At 39.3% G+C, this 15,538-nt stretch carries 15 protein-coding genes, 1 tRNA gene and 1 pseudogene; 6 read left to right on the top strand and 11 right to left on the bottom strand.

Features of this window, described 5'->3' with window-relative positions; genetic code table 11:
* The first annotated feature begins 81 nt into the window (after window positions 1-81).
* A complete protein-coding gene (locus M886_RS18330; protein WP_152558022.1) occupies window positions 82-684 on the top strand; it encodes a hypothetical protein in 603 nt (200 codons plus the stop codon).
* A gap of 1,312 nt (window positions 685-1,996) precedes the next feature.
* On the opposite strand, the gene M886_RS10625 is transcribed toward M886_RS18330, so the two are convergent.
* On the bottom strand, window positions 1,997-2,353 hold the full coding sequence (locus M886_RS10625) for a HepT-like ribonuclease domain-containing protein (protein ID WP_048043498.1): 357 nt from the start codon (window positions 2,351-2,353) through the stop codon (window positions 1,997-1,999).
* Window positions 2,350-2,658, bottom strand: a complete 309-nt coding sequence (locus tag M886_RS10620; RefSeq protein WP_048043500.1) for a nucleotidyltransferase family protein — start codon at window positions 2,656-2,658, stop codon at window positions 2,350-2,352. Before M886_RS10620 ends, M886_RS10625 begins: the two co-directional genes overlap by 4 nt.
* Before the next feature lie 764 nt (window positions 2,659-3,422).
* On the opposite strand from M886_RS10620, the gene M886_RS10615 reads away from it, so the two are divergent.
* Together M886_RS10615 and M886_RS10610 are read left to right on the top strand one after the other, a co-directional pair.
* Window positions 3,423-3,494: transfer RNA gene (locus tag M886_RS10615), tRNA-Cys, on the top strand.
* 319 nt (window positions 3,495-3,813) lie between these two features.
* The gene (locus tag M886_RS10610; protein WP_048038335.1) at window positions 3,814-4,563 is read left to right on the top strand and encodes a hypothetical protein; all 750 of its coding nucleotides are present in this window, start codon (window positions 3,814-3,816) and stop codon (window positions 4,561-4,563) included.
* 259 nt (window positions 4,564-4,822) lie between these two features.
* On the opposite strand, the gene M886_RS10605 is transcribed toward M886_RS10610, so the two are convergent.
* Both M886_RS10605 and M886_RS10600 read right to left on the bottom strand, forming a co-directional pair.
* Entirely contained in the window at window positions 4,823-5,047 is a 225-nt protein-coding gene (locus M886_RS10605; protein ID WP_015412665.1) for a hypothetical protein, read from the bottom strand.
* Between the two features lie 486 nt (window positions 5,048-5,533).
* Window positions 5,534-6,967 (bottom strand): annotated as a pseudogene (locus tag M886_RS10600) (IS66-like element ISMma13 family transposase).
* Window positions 6,968-7,254: 287 nt separating this feature from the next.
* Here M886_RS10600 and M886_RS18670 point away from each other — a divergent pair.
* Window positions 7,255-7,410 carry a hypothetical protein gene (locus tag M886_RS18670; RefSeq protein WP_015412599.1) on the top strand — a complete coding sequence of 52 codons (156 nt, stop codon included), beginning with the start codon at window positions 7,255-7,257 and terminating at the stop codon, window positions 7,408-7,410.
* 158 nt (window positions 7,411-7,568) lie between these two features.
* Here the strand turns inward: M886_RS18670 and M886_RS10590 are convergent, their stop codons facing one another.
* Window positions 7,569-7,958: a hypothetical protein gene (locus M886_RS10590; protein WP_048038255.1), complete on the bottom strand. Its 390-nt coding sequence runs from the start codon at window positions 7,956-7,958 to the stop codon at window positions 7,569-7,571.
* Window positions 7,959-8,803: 845 nt separating this feature from the next.
* Between M886_RS10590 and M886_RS10585 the strand changes: the two genes are divergently transcribed.
* Window positions 8,804-9,253 (top strand): universal stress protein, encoded by a 450-nt coding sequence (locus M886_RS10585; protein ID WP_048051145.1) that lies wholly within the window; start codon window positions 8,804-8,806, stop codon window positions 9,251-9,253.
* Between the two features lie 282 nt (window positions 9,254-9,535).
* Here the strand turns inward: M886_RS10585 and pspAA are convergent, their stop codons facing one another.
* Together pspAA and M886_RS10575 are read right to left on the bottom strand one after the other, a co-directional pair.
* Window positions 9,536-9,814, bottom strand: a complete 279-nt coding sequence (gene pspAA / locus M886_RS10580) for a PspA-associated protein PspAA (protein WP_048051144.1) — start codon at window positions 9,812-9,814, stop codon at window positions 9,536-9,538.
* Window positions 9,815-9,816: 2 nt separating this feature from the next.
* Window positions 9,817-10,575, bottom strand: a complete 759-nt coding sequence (locus M886_RS10575; RefSeq protein WP_011034441.1) for a PspA/IM30 family protein — start codon at window positions 10,573-10,575, stop codon at window positions 9,817-9,819.
* Window positions 10,576-10,999: 424 nt separating this feature from the next.
* Here M886_RS10575 and M886_RS10570 point away from each other — a divergent pair, with 424 nt between their 5' ends.
* Window positions 11,000-11,740 (top strand): V4R domain-containing protein, encoded by a 741-nt coding sequence (locus tag M886_RS10570; RefSeq protein ID WP_011034442.1) that lies wholly within the window; start codon window positions 11,000-11,002, stop codon window positions 11,738-11,740.
* A 167-nt stretch (window positions 11,741-11,907) separates the two neighbouring features.
* Here the strand turns inward: M886_RS10570 and M886_RS10565 are convergent, their stop codons facing one another.
* The 4 genes from M886_RS10565 to M886_RS10550 form a co-directional block, all read right to left on the bottom strand.
* Window positions 11,908-12,603: a DUF2110 family protein gene (locus tag M886_RS10565; RefSeq protein ID WP_011034443.1), complete on the bottom strand. Its 696-nt coding sequence runs from the start codon at window positions 12,601-12,603 to the stop codon at window positions 11,908-11,910.
* 42 nt (window positions 12,604-12,645) lie between these two features.
* Entirely contained in the window at window positions 12,646-13,311 is a 666-nt protein-coding gene (locus M886_RS10560) for a winged helix-turn-helix transcriptional regulator (RefSeq protein ID WP_011034444.1), read from the bottom strand.
* Window positions 13,312-13,436: 125 nt separating this feature from the next.
* Complete coding sequence (locus M886_RS10555; protein WP_048038257.1) at window positions 13,437-14,603, bottom strand: tRNA (guanine(10)-N(2))-dimethyltransferase; 1,167 nt, start codon at window positions 14,601-14,603, stop codon at window positions 13,437-13,439.
* Window positions 14,604-14,627: 24 nt separating this feature from the next.
* Window positions 14,628-15,230 carry a cell surface lipoprotein gene (locus tag M886_RS10550; protein ID WP_015412606.1) on the bottom strand — a complete coding sequence of 201 codons (603 nt, stop codon included), beginning with the start codon at window positions 15,228-15,230 and terminating at the stop codon, window positions 14,628-14,630.
* Window positions 15,231-15,538: the final 308 nt, after the last annotated feature.

The following is a 15,538-nucleotide window of genomic DNA, read 5'->3' as shown; positions in this document are numbered from 1 at the left end:
ATTTTTCTGAAAAATTCATAAAATATTTTGGAACTAGACATTATAATAATTTTTATATTGTTTAACATTCTAATTAGATTTATGAATTTAAATGAACTTTCTTCAGAATGTGTTGAAAATCATTTGAATGAATGCTTTAGATTTAGAGAAGACAAATCAACAGTATACAAGAGATATGCTGCCTACGATTATTGTTATAACTATTTCGGAGATTTCTATGTAAACAATAGAACAAAAGATATCGCCTCTTCAGAAAACATGAGTACATCATGCTTACAGCTAGGACTTTTTTTAGCGACTTGGGGAATGTACCGTAATTCAGCCCTGCATAATAGAAGTTTAAAAGTTTACGAAGTTTTGATTAAAAGAATCTCGGAAGAAAAGAGTTTATGGGAAATAGATGTGGAAGATTATTGTAAAGAGGATAAAACTGTAAATGAAGAGGCATTTAGAGCAATTGTAAATTTTGAAGAAGATGTCGTTAAACTGTTCTCCGATGAAAACTATAAAATAGAGCCTTACAAAAAAAGGTATTTTGAGGAACACAGCAGCTTAAAACATAAACCTCTGAATGTAACAACCACTCTTGCTACAAAGATAATGATGGTAGTTTTTGGATGTGTCCCAGCCTATGACAAATATTTTACAACCACTTTAAAAAATAAATCTCTGAATAAAAAATAATTACAGGAAATTTATTGTTTTTATACTACACATAAAGAAATTCTGGATGATTGTCAAGAAAAATTCACGACTCTCGATATAAAAGGCGGCTCAACAATCCATACATACAAAAAAGCGAAGATAATTGATTTGATTGGTTTCCGGGTGAGACAAGAAGAGGAAGCAAGGGAAAAGGCTGGAAATGACAAAGAGATAGATTTGTTAGCTCAGCATCCTGTTTCTCAGTCCTCTTGAGTGTAGCGAAAAGGACACCGTGCTCCCGATGCGGAATTCGGGGAAGACAGCGAGAAACTTATGGAAGCGGTTGTTAAGGGATTGTTAGAAGATGCAGCTACCGAAAAAACAGAGTTAGATAAGCCTGTTCCGCTACAGGTGGCGAGTATTCAATTAAAGTGATAGATCTTTTTTATTTTTCAGGCTTAAAGGAAAAGTTAAGTTAGAAAGGATTCCTGCCTGAAAAATAAAAAATAAGTTGTAAAAATCTGCCCTGAAAAACTATATTCAGCGTTTTTAACGTGTTTTGTTACCGAGCATCAGCTCGGGCCGATTCTTAATGCAAAAAAAGAAGACAGATTTTTAGCATATAGCCTGAGTTTGACAGTTTGATTTTTATGTTGAAAGATTGTTTTCATATCTGTTGGAATGATAAGTAATATTATTTCAACAAATTTTTGCCCATTTTTTAAGATTCAATTTGACAGATAGCATGAATCTCAGATAAAATATAGATACTATACAAAAAGTCAGGTGCCAAAAGTGCCAAAATGGGACAAAAATCTCTACTAATTTACCTTATAGTGATTGTGAAGCTGGAGAATCAGAGGCAATTTGATGGAATTTATGAATACTGTCAATTGATTTTTGACAAAAAATTGAAGCTTCTCACTAAATTTAATTTATACTGTCAAACTAAGGATATAGAATTCTTAAGTATTCAATTTAAAAAAATAAGATATTACCTTTTTTTTCTTTTTTCTGCTTTTTGAGAAGGCCGCTCTCATGTGTCGAGCGGGACAAGACAGACTCGGTAAAGCGAATGACGTTGCATCGGTCAGAGATTTTATAACTATTTTTTCGGCTCTCGTTTAGTGAAGTTCACTATTTTATCTTATAAGCTTAGTCCTCTTGAGCGAGCGAAGCGAGTGAAAAGGACGGTGGGCTTCCGAATCGCAATTCGGGGCGAAAAGGACACCGTGCTCCCGAAGCGGAACTCGGGTGCCGAAGCGGAACTCGGGCGGGACAAGAAAGACTCAGTAAAGCAAATAGCGTTGCACTGGTCAAAGATATTATAACCTAATTTTTCGGCTCTCATTTAACAATTTTCTATTTCACCTAGGATTTTCTCTATTAATGGTTTTACAGAAGGTATATCCTCATTTATCGTACTCCAAACTACTTCCAGGTCTATACCGAAATAACCGTGGATCATTTTGTCACGTGTTCCAGTCATTTTTCCCCAGGGAACTTCTGAATGTTTTTTCTTCAAAGATTCTGGTAAATTTTTTGTTGCTTCACCTATGATTTCAAGAGCTCTGGTCACGGCATATACGGTTTTTTTGTCTTCAGCAAATCCATCGAAGTCCAGCCCTTCAATAAAACTTCCGATTTTATCGATAGAATCAAGAATATCATTTAAGAAATCCACAGGATCCCTATCTTCGGCTTTCATACAACCTCGACCTCACTCAAGATACGCTTTCCTATATTGGGTTTAAGCGCACTTTTCATTACCAGATCAACCTTTACCCCCAGAAGCTCACTTAGATGGTCTTCAAGTTCTATATACTTAAACAGGCCGGGTTTCTTATCAAACTGAACCAGAATATCAAGGTCACTATCTTCGGTCTGCTCCCCACGAATATAAGAGCCAAAAACTCCAAGGTAGTTTACACTATATTTTTCTTTTAACTCTGGCAGATGTTGTCTTAATATTTTCATAAAATATTCTGCATCTTTTAGCTCTTGAGAAGGCATTGTTTCTGGAATCCTCCACGCAGTCTTCGATGAAGCACGATTAAAATCTGAATTTATGCTAACAAGTATGTGTATCATATATATTTGTCATTTTCTCAAGTTTGGTTTTTTAACAGGTTCCTTTACGGAAAAGAATCATTGAAAAAGTCGAGCAGTTCATGGGGTTGTGTGATGAACTCGAATCTAAATTGAGGAAGTCTCGGGAAGATAGCGAGAAACTTATGGAAACGGTTGTCAGGGGTTTGTTAGAAGGGGCTGCCGCCTAAATATAAAAAAGAAGTTGTGGAAATCTGCCCCGAAAAATCAGTCCTCTTGAGCGCAGCGAAAAGGACCTCGTGCTCCCGAAGCGAAACTCGGGAAGTGAAACTCGGGAAGGACGGCGCACTGTAGAGACGCAACTCTGCCGGGACAGGAAAGGTTCTGTATTGTGGATGATGTTGCAAGGATCAGAGATTTTATAACTTAATTTTTTGGCCTTAATAAAGCTCATTATTGTAACTTCCAAATAAGGTTTGAATACTACATTTATAGTTAACAGGTATGTGTATGATATTTCTCATATTCTCCAGTCTTCGGAGCAAATGACCCTGTAGAAAGATAACATTTTAATGAAATTCATCTAATGAGTTTGTGCTATAAACTTAAATTAGAGCCTGAAATTTTTATGATTATGACTGTCAATGCAAAACTGCACTTATAAAAAGTAACATATTATCAATCTAAAAATTTATATATTTTGAAGACTTTGTTATATTATACAGGCTGCCAAGGTGGCGGAGCGGTCACGCAATCGCCAGCAGAGCGATTCAGTCCTGGTTCAAATCCGGACCTTGGCTTCTTTAAATTTTTAAAGAGTTTTTTCCCATTTCTTTTGAACAAGTTTTTAACCATCTGATTTTTGGGTATCATTTGATATTTTGAGATATAACTTGACTTTTTGAGATCTAATTTGGCTTTTTAAGATAATTTCTCGAACCAGTTTATCCCTGAGCCGTGGTGAATAATGTAAAATACTCAGAAAAAATACTGCAGAAATAATTTTGCGCAAGATAAAGGACTTCTGCAGAACCGGTGGTTCTATAAATAAAATTTAAAAAAAAAGACTTATCATGTCCTGTTATATATTTAGATATAATTCTGGAAAAAGGCTAATAATTGGAACTGGTCATTGATACTTTGAGCAAAGATATCAGATACGTGGAATTCCCCGTAGGTATAAACAGGACCTATCTGGATAACGTTTGTTACGAACTGGATAGAGAAACAGATACGTTGACGATATGTTCGGAAGGAAATTTTTATAGTTCCCTTAAAAAACGAGCTCCTGACCTGATTAACCGGTTTGGTTTAAGAAAAATTAATATTTTAAAGAAATTGTCGCTTTTTTTATCCGTTGTACTCTTCGTCACGTTAATTTTAAAAATAGTTTCAGGAGATCCCGCCTCGCTTTTACCACTTGTATCGATCTCCGGGAGCCTGATGTTTTTTGTTCTTGCCTCATATCTTTCTGAAATAGAGAACTATTGCAATATATTCAGATGTAAAAATTGCGGTCGGGACTTTGCTTACGAAGAAATTAAAAGACCCTTTGTCAAAATAGTAAGCACTTACAACAAATATGAAAAAACAATAACAAGCTACCTGAAGTGCAGGTACTGCAATGATGAATACATCAGGACTGAAATAGCCCGCCAAAATTCGAAATCCAGGTCAAAGAAGACAGATAAGAATAGAAAAACCTGCAAAGGTTGCGGGAAGGATTATAGCCTTGTAGAATACAGATATCCGGATGCCCATCTGGAATACCATAATATTTTCAGGACAATCCGGCACTATAAATGTGTACACTGCGGATACGTGGAAGTCCGCATAAAAGATGACCATATTGCCATAAATAGAGTATAAAAAAGCAAAACCCATCTGAAAGCTATGAAAAGGATTTTATTTAGCAGGAGAAACTATCTGAAAGCAAAAAATTTAAAACAAGAATATAAAAAATTTTTCTATTCACATAATGGATACGCTGTAAACCTTATATGGGAAATGGGTAGCTGGGGACGGAGTTGCTGACAGCAGGTACAGGATTTCAGGCGGCTACCACATAAGTCTCTGGGAACTTCCGGGCGGGGATGTCGTATCAAATGCCCACCATGACGACAGCGTTCTAATTATCCAGGAGCATCAGGTAGACGGGTATGAAAATGCAGAAGCAAAAGTTGCCGGATTCTTCGGAACCGCACATTGTGCATACTGGCTGGACAATAAACACTGCAATAGCGAATATAACGCCTATAACGATGGGCCTGTAATAATTGTTTGAAATTTGTGAGAAGTAACGGGCTGAAAAATGTCCGAATACTGAAAAACCTGCCCTGTTTCTTTTTATCATGTTTCTTTTTATCCTGTTTCTTTTTATCCTGTTTCTTTTTACAGAACCGACGATCCTGTTTTCTGTTCAGGAACAGGTTTATTTAGATTAACAGAGGAACAAAAGTATAAATTATCAAGATCAGGTTTGATTTTAAAAACGCCTTTTTCTTCATCAGTAAAAAATCGTTTCTATAAAATTTCTCCGAAATCGTTTTGTTTTTTCATAAATTCAGCGAATATTTTCAGACAGTTAGCGATTTCCGATTAAAATCGTAACTTTTTTAACAATTGAAAAAGTATTGTCGAGTAAATATGCAGTATATATAAAAACGGAAAAAGGATAAAAATGAAAGAAGGGCTTTTGAATTGTATAACCAGTCTGAGTTTGGCAACCTTGAAAATTATCTCCTTGAAAAGAAATTATGTAAAAAGACCAGCTGCGAACAGGTCCTCAATACTTATATTTTTACTGGCGCGGTTGAATATAAAAAACATAGGTAACTATTCAGGTTATAGTTAACGGCGCTCCCTTGAGCGCCGCTATAATACCCTCCAAAACAAGTAATCCGTTCTTTCTAATTGTAGAGATGTAAGCTCTCATTCTGCAGAAAGCTTGCGCTCCTTGTGTTGTTCTGAAAGTTCCTGATATCTTTTGCTGTAGTTTCATCATCCTGATATCTCTTTCTGCCTGATTATTCTCAAACGGAACTTTCAAATCTTTCAGGAATCTCAGGATCTTTTCTTTGTGTTCTATAAACCTATCCAACAGATTCCTTGCTTTTGTCTTTGGATTCTTTCCACGTTTTCCTTGTTTTTCAGGATTTAGAGATTGTGGATTTTCCTCAATCCCTTTCATGATTATAGCATCAAACCTTTCTTCCAATGCTTTAATTTGCTCAAAGTCCAGTTCTTTGACTTGCTCCTTACATTCATCAGTATACTTTTTCATCTCAGTGAGTAATTTATTCATTTCTTTAGCCCACTGCTGTTTATAGTTCTCTTCAATTCCAGTAAGTTCTCTCTGTAAATGAGCATTACAGAGAGCATGATCACAGTCATAAACGTTGTAAGGTTTCCATCCGTCGTGAACTGCTACTCCCTTAAACTCCGGAAGAATTCCCATAGCGTCTACTGCTTCTGCTCCTCTTTTTGAGTGAGGTAAATAACAGGTGTATTTGTCATTAGAAGCTACATGAAGCCAGTGTCTTTTTCCTTCGATTTTCATACCAGTTTCATCAAAATGGACAACATAAGAAGTCATTAATTTCTCTCGAATAATGTTTTCAAAACACTCTAAATTCTGGAAACATTCTTTTTCTGCTCTAATTATCGTAGCAGGACAGATTTTTATTCCCATAATATCCTCAAAAAACTCAGAAATTCTTTCATAGGGGATAAAATGGTGATTTTTACAGTAAATAGCTGAAGCTAAAATATTTGGACCATACTGAACTGGATATTTTACTGATTCAGGAAAAACAGCTTTATTTATTCTTCCACAGTGAGGACAGGTCTTAATCTGGCTTTTGTGTTCTGTAACAATCAGGTTTACAGGAGGAATATCAAAGACCTGTCTTTTCTCATAGGCTTCAACTTCAACATTCTCAAGAGTATGGCCACATTCTTTGCAGCAACTCAAAGAATGTTCTATTACCTACTCAGGATCATCAACCATTTCAAGAGTTGTTCCAGGATGACCATCTTGACCTCCAGGTTTCTTTCCGCTCTTTTTACGGAGACTCTTGGGATTAGGTTTCTCCTTGACAAAAAAATCAGTAGAAGGAGGGCGACTGCTGTTACGACTGTTTTGGTTTAAACGAGATTCTAAGGCTATCAACCTTTCAGTAAGTTCTTTAATTTGAGTTTCAAGACTCACAATGTAAGCAATGACTTCAGGGTTTGAAGCACACAAAGCAAGAATCTCTTCACGTGTAAGCATGATAACGAAACAAAATAGGATTCAATTTATATCCAATTTTTCCTCGAAAAGAGGAAAAATTGTAGCCTTTAAAAGGCTGCCTGAATAGTTACCCTGAATGAATATATGTGAGTTCATATCTGTTCCCGCAGTAAGCAAAGATTAATATGGCGGTAATAAACCCGATTTTATTTTAAGTATCCAGAAGTGCAGTTTCTCGCTGGGTATATGAATATTGCAGGCATGCTGTAATATACATTGGAAATTTCCTTTTTGCCAGTTATCGTATACTATAAAGAGGTGATATTATGAGCACAGACCAGGAAATTCTTGCCAGGATTCAGGAGATCGAAAAGAGGATGGAAAGAATGGAGGCTACACTGGAAAGCATAAACAACATTCTCAAAAAGGTGGAGCAAAACACCTATTTTGGGTGTTATGTCGAGGGAGAAAAGCTGGATTAAGCCTGTAAACTTAACCGGAACTGAAATTACATCTGGCGCCCTGTTTTAGAGTGGGGATTTGCATTCTTTCCTGTTTTTTCAGAAAAACGTGGTTTTTCCTGAACCGGTCCCAGAGTATTGTTTCTCAATCCTCGCTGCTGAAACGCAGGACAGAGCATTTACTTTCTGTGTACGTACCTCAACGATATCTTTCCGTCCTGATCGTACTTTGTCCATACTGTAATATTTTTGTCCTCTGACCACATGTACTCGAATCTGGTGGTATTTTCTTCGCTTCCGGTCTCTATCAAGGCTCTGCAGAGGGTTTTGCTTTCAAACTCTTCAGTGCCTTCAACCGTCATGTTCAGCAACTTTCCTGTAGAAGGGTTTTTTACCTGGACCTGGGAGCCTGCAGGGCACCAGCTGCCTTCGGTTTTTTCCGAGAGGCTGATATTTAACTCGGTATCATTGCCGGAGAGTGATATTTTTCTTCCGTCTTCATCAAGGCAGCCCGAAATTATGAAAACGGATGCGAAAAATAATATAAGCAATACCTGTTTTTTTGACAAATTTTATCTCCTGGGTTTCTGATTTCACCTGGAATTTCTGTTAATTTAAATATTATCTTTTGCAGGTTTCATTTCCAATTAAAGATAAAACGCAGAACATAAAAATTATTCGATTATACAATCCAGATTGGGCTTCTACCAAAAAAAGAGCTCTCAATATCTATTTTTCTCATCCGAGAAATATTCTTTCCTATTTATTCTTTCCTATTTATTCTTTCCTGTTTTCCGAAAATGAATCTTTACACAAAATTATCTGTAAATTATTAATTAATATTCAATCTAAAATCTGTTTTATACTGATCGGTTAATATTTGAATATGATAGCATGTAATTACCAATCTGGAAAACGGACTTAAAGGTTCTCAAAATCATGAAAATTTCACGCTCATCTTTTCGGATAATGAAAAAGGACTTTCTAATAATTTTAATTTCAGAAACGCAGACTCCCTAAGTCTGCAGCTTGTGAATGCTCTTGTGGGCTGGATAGATGGGAATCTCGATTTTGAAAGAGAAGGGGCACGAAATTTATCATTAAATTCAGAGATGCAACCCACAGGGATAAAATCAAAAATGAGCATGAAAAAGTCTGAAGATTTTGCTCTGGTAACCGAATTTCCCTCCAGGACAGAAAAACCATAGATTTTTCCTGTGGTTGTACTGCAAGCGCAACTGCAAGCTGTTCTTTTCGTCCGCTTCAGAGCTTTTCCTGTCCTGCTCGACAAAGGGAAGCGGTCTTTTCCATGAATTTTTATTCTGGTCTATAAGTCCTTCTGTCTGAAGGCTTATTTTTCTTCTGGATGAATTTTAATATTAATAGCCGTATAGTTTAATCTAGGATTAAAGGGGTGGATAGGATTACCGGAAATCACTTCAAAAGAATTCTGATTGCAACGGATGGGTCGGAAAATGCCGAAAGAGCAGCTTCTTACGGGATAGATGTCGCAAAGTCAACAGGAGCCGAAGTTGATGCTCTGTACGTTGTTTCTACCGAACACGCAGGAACTGCACGGACTGTAATGGGCTGGACGGACGCTTTTGAGGAATATCTTGCCAGCAAAGGAGGGGCTTCAACAGGTTATGTGCAGAACCTGGGAAAGGAAAGAGGAGTTAAAGTGAACCCTGTGTATCTGAAGGGCATCCCGGCTGAAAAAATTCTTGAGTATGCCGTGGAAAATGACATTGACCTTATAGTTATGGGCACACAGGGACTTACAGGAATTAAAAGGTTCCTTATCGGAAGCGTCGCAGAAAATGTGCTCAGGCACTCAAAAGTTCCTGTAATGATCGTGCGGTGATTAAAAAGGCAGTTTTCGTGGTCATTTTATGGCGGGTTCAATCTCCTGATATTCAATAAAATATCATGAATAGTAAATGTCAGAAATACCCTGTAAAAACGTTTTTTAGGGATCAGAGGCAGAGCACCTGAGGCTAAAAAGACATCTATACAAAAGGAATCTCTGTTACAGGATTTGTTTCTAAAACCCTGCACAGCTATTCCTGACCCGCATGAAGTTTCCTCACGTTTGAAGTTTCCTTATCTCCTTTTTACATAATTTTAAAGCCTTTATACCGGGTTTTTAGTCCTCGAATATTCCCGATCCCTGGAAAATATCTTTTGCTTCTTCAAGGCTCAGGTCTTCCGGAGGAACGATTATATCAGACTCCAGGATCTCTTCGGCTCCAATTGCTTCTCCTTTTACCTTTATTTCGGAAATCAGTTTTGCAAGTTCAGCCCGGAACTCTTCTTTTTTTCCTTCGGTAACAAGAGTCACTATCCTGTTATCTATCTGGTTCAATTCGTCACACAGGGCTTCAGGTGCCCTGTACTGTCCTTCCCCTACGATCCTGATAATCATTTTCAGACCTCCTTTCCTTCTTCCGGGCCTTTACCTTCTTCAGTGGTTTTTGTTTTTCCAGATTCCTTCCCTGCTTCGGCTTTGAGTTTCGCAAGTTCGGATTCAACACTTGTCCGGGTGCTTATTTTTGCAAGCTCGCGTTCTATATCGTCCCTGCCGCCTGTGAGGTCCTCGAGAGTGCCGGCTTCCATCAATTCATCAATGGCTTCGGCTCTGGCTTTCATTTCTTCAGTTTTATTTTCAGCTCTCTCAAGAGCAAGACCTACATCTGCCATCTCTTCACTGATTCCGGTGACGGACTCGTTAATCTTTACCTGGGCTTCGGCTGCGGAGTACTGGGCTTTTATGGACTCCTTCTTTGTCCTGAAGATCTCTACCTTTGTAGAAAGGCGTTTTTCTGCGGCTATGAGCTTTTCTTCCTGTTTTTCAAGCTCTGCAATCTCCATGTCAATCCCATCGACCTGCTGCTGGATGGCAGCTTTTCTCTCAAGGGCGAGCCTTGCGAGGTCTTCACGGTCAACTGCAACTGCGTCCCTTGCCTGCTTTTCAAGCTTCTCATTGCTCTGGAGCAGTTTTGCTTTCTGGAGCTGGAGGCGCTTTTTAGAAGTTGTTACCTCCGCGACACCCTTTTTCACGTTTTGAAGCAGTTCCAGCTGCTTTTCATAAGAATAATCAAGCGTTTCCCTTGGGTCTTCCATTCTGTTAAGAACTTTATTCATTTTGGATTTGAATACCGTTTCCATCCTTGAGAGCAATCCCATGTGTTTTCCCCTTTGATTTTTTTAAAATTATTATAACGCGGGAAGGTTTTTATATCCTTACTTATCTGGAGCAAGGTTTCCTGAAAAAACCTTTCTGCACTTTTTCTTGCAGTATCCCTTTCTTCCTTATGCCTTTTGGGCGGAGTTATATTTTTAGTTTATCTGTACCTTTAGTTTATCTGTACCTTTAGTTTATCTGTACCTTTAGTTTATCTGTACTTTTTAGCTTATCTGTACGCTATTTTATTTTACTCTATCATTTACTTTTTCACACTTTTCCTGCCTGTTTCTTTTCTCTCAACATCCTGAATCGGCAGCTTTTTTTTCAAATCTTTTTATCTATATATTATTATATATTATGCCTGATTATTCGTAGCCACGCGAACGTTTTATATATTCAAAACACAACTTATCTAAAGATATTATGGCAAAACCTGAGACCAAGACTGAATTCTTTTATACCGAAAAAGGGCTTGTAGCCATAGACAGCCCCGTTAAACTCCAGATCCTGAATCTTCTCAGGGAAGAGCCAAAAACTTTTGATGAAATCGTAAGATATACGGCAAAGGCCAAGTCAACAATCTCTGTTCACCTGAATGACCTCAGGTCATGCAACCTTGTTGACGAGAATTTTGACCCTGAAGACCGGCGCAAAAAAATCTATTCCCTGACTTCCTGCTACATGGGCTGCTCTCAGGAGCCGTCCACAGGCAATTACAGGTGTCTGCTGGACCTGGCTGCTGCAAACGGAAACGACAGGTTCCGCTTTATGGAAACCATGTTTCATGTGTTTCGTTTTGGTTTTGAGGCTTACGGGATTGATAACTCCCCTGTTGTCAAGATGATTGGAATAGACATCGGGAAGCATCTTTCTCTTAACTTTGAATCCAGCACGCTTGAAGCCCTATTAAATGAAGTTGCAGGTTTTCTGGAATTTCATGAGGACTGCCAGGTTTCCGTGCTTATGGAAAACTCTCCCGCCCTCAGGGTAGACGGCGGCTTCAAGGCTATGTCCTTGCCCGTAACAGGAAAACCTTTCTGTTCCCTCAAAGAAGGAATAATTGAAGGGATCCTCAAAGAAAAGCTGGGAAAAGAGTGCGGTGTTCTGGAAATCGAGTGTTACGGAACCGGACACGAACACTGTCTTTTTGAAATCACAATCTGAATTATTTTTTTAGATATGCAGTTTTACATAATCATTTTTATCAGGAACTTCTTCTTTAAAAATGATCCTTCTGGCGTAAAACGTTTCAGGGAATTCCTCTTAAAAATTTACTTTTTATGCCCAGAGCCTATTTTTCAGGCAGGCTCACAGGCATACATTAATGAGAGTTAACGGGAATCCCCTATTACAACTCCCATCTCTGACTTCAGGCGAGGGCCTATTGCTGCCACAATTCCTGGTCCGTCTGTTGTTTCCCGGCATACGACTGCATGCTCAAGAAGACCAAGGCGTTCTATTTCGTAGATATCCCTGCCGTGGCCTGTCTTTTTTATAGCGCTTTTTATTTCCGATCTGGTAGCAGCATTAATGACAACTCTGTCCGTGCTTGCTTTTTTCCAGCCCCACCAGAGGTCAAGCTGTTTTTTAGTGAAGCGGGCTTTTATCTTTTTATTTGCCTCCAGCACCTCTATTTCAACAGGCAGGTGAGGGATCAGGCCAAACCTTGAAGCAAGCTGTTTTGGCTTCCCGGTTCCCAGTGCTTTGAGTTCTTCAGCTTCAACCTGCACAGGGACTCCGATATTGACAATAAAAGAATCTTCAGGAAAAGCCTGAAGAAAACCCATATATATCTTTCCGGGTTCGGCTTTTTTTGCAGGGCTTCCGTATCTGGACTCCAGGAGGTTTGCTGATACCTCTTCGTCTTCCCCTTCAAGGGAGAATTCTGCCCAGTTTTCCGGGGTAATGGATACATCAACCTTTACTTCGAGGTCTTTCAATTCATTCTCAACCAGGGTTTTCAGGAGTTCAGCCATCGTTTCCCGGTTTTTTCCATAAATATGCTGGAGGGTTACAACTTTTTTCATTTTTTTCCTGCCAATTCATTCTTCTCTATCGTACTGCGGGAATCAAACATTCTCCGGCTTTGAGCCCTTCAGGTAAGATTCAAGGAGCCCTTCTGTTTCTTCCAGAGCTAAAACCACTGTTTCGTCAACAGGAGTTTCTGCGTTTTCAATCTGATTATACAGCTTTTTGATGTCCCGGCTGTTGGGGCCAAGTTTTCTTGAAAGCATCTCCTTACTCTGCCCTGTCTCGGCTGCTTCCCTGTAGATGCCCTCTATTTTGTTCCTCAGATTCCTTACCTTTTCCAGGATTTCGGCGCTGAGAGGGTCAAGATCTTTTTCGCTTTCGTTTTCTTCTTCCCATTCTTCGTGTTCTCTGTATTCCTTTCCTTCGCTTTCCCTGACTTTATCCACTTTGCCCGCTTCTTCTGCTGTCAGGTATTCTTTTCTTAAAGGAGACTCTTCAGAAATTATATTCCGAAAATCTTTCAGGGCAGCTTCGACTTCCTCTCCGTATTTCGTAAGTTCAACAAATTTTATCCGCCCTTCGAATGTGAATCTTATAAGTCCGGACTGTTCCATCTTCGAAAGAATCCTCGTAGTATGGGCAAATGTCGAGTCTATCTCCTTTGAAATAACAGAAGCATAGGTTTTTCCTGTAGAACCTATGAATAGCAGTGCACGCGTGGGTTTTTCCTGCAAAAACAGCTTTTCTGCATCTTCTTCAGACATGAGTATCACATAGAGTTTTTTAGCGGATCATTTCTGTATCTGAGCTCAGGCGTTTATTATTCGTTAATAGTTTATATATTATTGGAACAGTTTTTATGTCTCCATTTTTTAAATGAGTATACTCTTCATCCTGAAAGTGCCAGGATTATCTTCTTTATTTCGGCTATGGGAGCATCTGTTTTGAAAGAGGTCCCTGTGAAATGAGTTCTCGAAGCTTCAAACCCGCCTGCCCTGAGCGCCTCTATAAGGCTCTCTATACCTGTTGCTGAAGCCCCGAGTTCTTTGCAGATTACGTGCTGGTCGTAGAACATAGGAATGTCGAGTTCATCCCTGCAGAACGTAATTATTTTCCTTACCTTATCTTTTGTATTCAGGGGATGCGCTTCAAGTTCGGAAATCACTTCATTGCAGAACTCAGGCTCTCTATAAGATCCGAGCCAGAGAGGGCCTGCGATTTTTGTCAATCCTCCGCATTCAGGACATTCCTTTTCAATATGGACAGCAAGCCCATAGACGGGTTTCCTGAAACCGCATCTGGGGCAGTGAGCCATGAATCCCATGGACTTAAGGGTCTTATCAGCCTTTCTGGACCCGGGCAGGACTTCAAGGTAAGTGCGGACGTAGTGGCGTGTAACATGGGAGAGCAGGGGCAACATGCCTTTTTCGTGTTTTGCAAGCTCCCTTGCACAGGCTCCGAGCAGTACCCTCAATCCCATTTCGCTGTGGTATTCCGTATTTAGTGGCACGGATGCGTATTTTCTGATCCCTGAGTTAAGGTGTGCGCCACAGAGAGGTGCTGTGTCTGTAGCAGTAACCGAAAGCATGCTGTATGCCGAACTTGCAGCCGCATCAAGGTAAGGCGAAGGAGTGCCAAAGGGGTCAACATCAACAATATGAAACCTCTGCTCATGAAGCAGGACATTTGCATTCCTGCGAGTAGCCTGGGCTTTTTCCTCAAGCCCGTTAATTTTAATATTTTCCTTTATCAGTTCAAACGCTTCGTGGCTCCAGTCATTCATGGTCGAGTGAATCCCTATTTCTCCTGCAATCCTCAGTCCACGGATCCCTGATGCCGAAAAAGCATCCACATAACGTATCTCCTCTCTCAGTATGTCTTTTTTTGAAAGAAGCCTCTCCACAAATGCTGCAGTTGCTGCAACATTAATATCACGGTTAAGCTCCATTTCCGGGTTATAGAACACCGGCGCTGCCGAGGGAGGGAAATTTGCATCCGGAGGCGGGACCGGAACCGATATCTTTGTTGTCCCTTCCACTATAGTTCTACAGATCATCTAAAGTTGCTATACTTTGGGATATTATTTTACAGTGATGGTCATTCGCATGTTCGGATATCCGCTAACGCTGAAACTGTAGTTGCCGGTTTCAGTGAATGTGTAATTAAAGGTGTTCCCGTATCCTAGCCTCTGGTCCTCGAAAAGCCCTTCCTCGCTGGTCAGGGTAAAAACGCTATCTTCAAAGTTTCTCCATACCACGAGATCCCCTACATTGATTTCCAGCTCCGAAGGGATGATCACATATTCCCTGAGCCTTACGAGGTACGTTCTCGGTTCGGTTTCCGCAGGTTGCCAGGCTTCTTCTTCCGTCAGGTTTTCGGTTTGCCCTTCTGCAATTGTGCCAGCGCCTTCCGGAGTCAGCGTTTCTTCAGCTGTTTCTGTTTCAAAAGGAGTCTCTATCTCCTCAAACGTTTCTGTCTCTACAGGCGTTCCCAATTCTTCTGATGTTATTGTTTCTTCTGCTGTTTGCACTTCCTCGTATCTCTGCCCTCCAGAATACCCTCCGGAACTTCCTGAATCCCCGGAATCTTCATCTTCCAGCTCCTGCTCTTCTCCTGAATTAAGGCAGCCGGAGATTAAGACTGACAGGACTATAAAAAGCAGGATAAGTTTTTTTATTGCCATGATTCCCCCTTGAGTTAATTTCTTTTTTACTCCCAATTCAATATAATCCTATTAAATAATAATATTTTCTTATAATATACCTTATTTTAAAAATAGTTTGTTTGTGATTGGTGATATCACTTTTTTTCTCAAAGAAATAAATTTTTGAAAGAAAGGTTCCCCGATTTACCAGTTTTTTTATCTGAAATTATTTTTCTATGAAGATGAGTTAGATGTCGGAAACAATATTCTTGTTAAGGGTTCAATGTAAAAATGTAATGCAGTAGGTTAAACAGAAGAATAAAAAGAAGAATAAAATTAGAATAAAA

The organism is Methanosarcina soligelidi (assembly GCF_000744315.1).
GTDB classification, from domain to species: Archaea; Halobacteriota; Methanosarcinia; order Methanosarcinales; family Methanosarcinaceae; genus Methanosarcina; species Methanosarcina mazei.
Note: the sequence above shows the minus strand (reverse complement) of the source record. Positions and strands in the feature narration are given on the sequence as shown.

What these genes read in the sequence shown, in the direction of transcription:
- M886_RS18330 (WP_152558022.1), top strand. Translation starts at nt 82, where the DNA reads ATGAATTTAAATGAACTTTCTTCAGAATGTGTTGAAAATCATTTGAAT.
- M886_RS10625 (WP_048043498.1), bottom strand. Translation starts at nt 2,353, where the DNA reads ATGAAAGCCGAAGATAGGGATCCTGTGGATTTCTTAAATGATATTCTT.
- M886_RS10620 (WP_048043500.1), bottom strand. Translation starts at nt 2,658, where the DNA reads ATGCCTTCTCAAGAGCTAAAAGATGCAGAATATTTTATGAAAATATTA.
- M886_RS10605 (WP_015412665.1), bottom strand. Translation starts at nt 5,047, where the DNA reads ATGATAAAAAGAAACAGGGCAGGTTTTTCAGTATTCGGACATTTTTCA.
- M886_RS18670 (WP_015412599.1), top strand. Translation starts at nt 7,255, where the DNA reads ATGAGCACAGACCAGGAAATTCTTGCCAGGATTCAGGAGATCGAAAAG.
- pspAA (WP_048051144.1), bottom strand. Translation starts at nt 9,814, where the DNA reads ATGATTATCAGGATCGTAGGGGAAGGACAGTACAGGGCACCTGAAGCC.
- M886_RS10575 (WP_011034441.1), bottom strand. Translation starts at nt 10,575, where the DNA reads ATGGGATTGCTCTCAAGGATGGAAACGGTATTCAAATCCAAAATGAAT.
- M886_RS10570 (WP_011034442.1), top strand. Translation starts at nt 11,000, where the DNA reads ATGGCAAAACCTGAGACCAAGACTGAATTCTTTTATACCGAAAAAGGG.
- M886_RS10565 (WP_011034443.1), bottom strand. Translation starts at nt 12,603, where the DNA reads ATGAAAAAAGTTGTAACCCTCCAGCATATTTATGGAAAAAACCGGGAA.
- M886_RS10560 (WP_011034444.1), bottom strand. Translation starts at nt 13,311, where the DNA reads ATGTCTGAAGAAGATGCAGAAAAGCTGTTTTTGCAGGAAAAACCCACG.
- M886_RS10555 (WP_048038257.1), bottom strand. Translation starts at nt 14,603, where the DNA reads ATGATCTGTAGAACTATAGTGGAAGGGACAACAAAGATATCGGTTCCG.
- M886_RS10550 (WP_015412606.1), bottom strand. Translation starts at nt 15,230, where the DNA reads ATGGCAATAAAAAAACTTATCCTGCTTTTTATAGTCCTGTCAGTCTTA.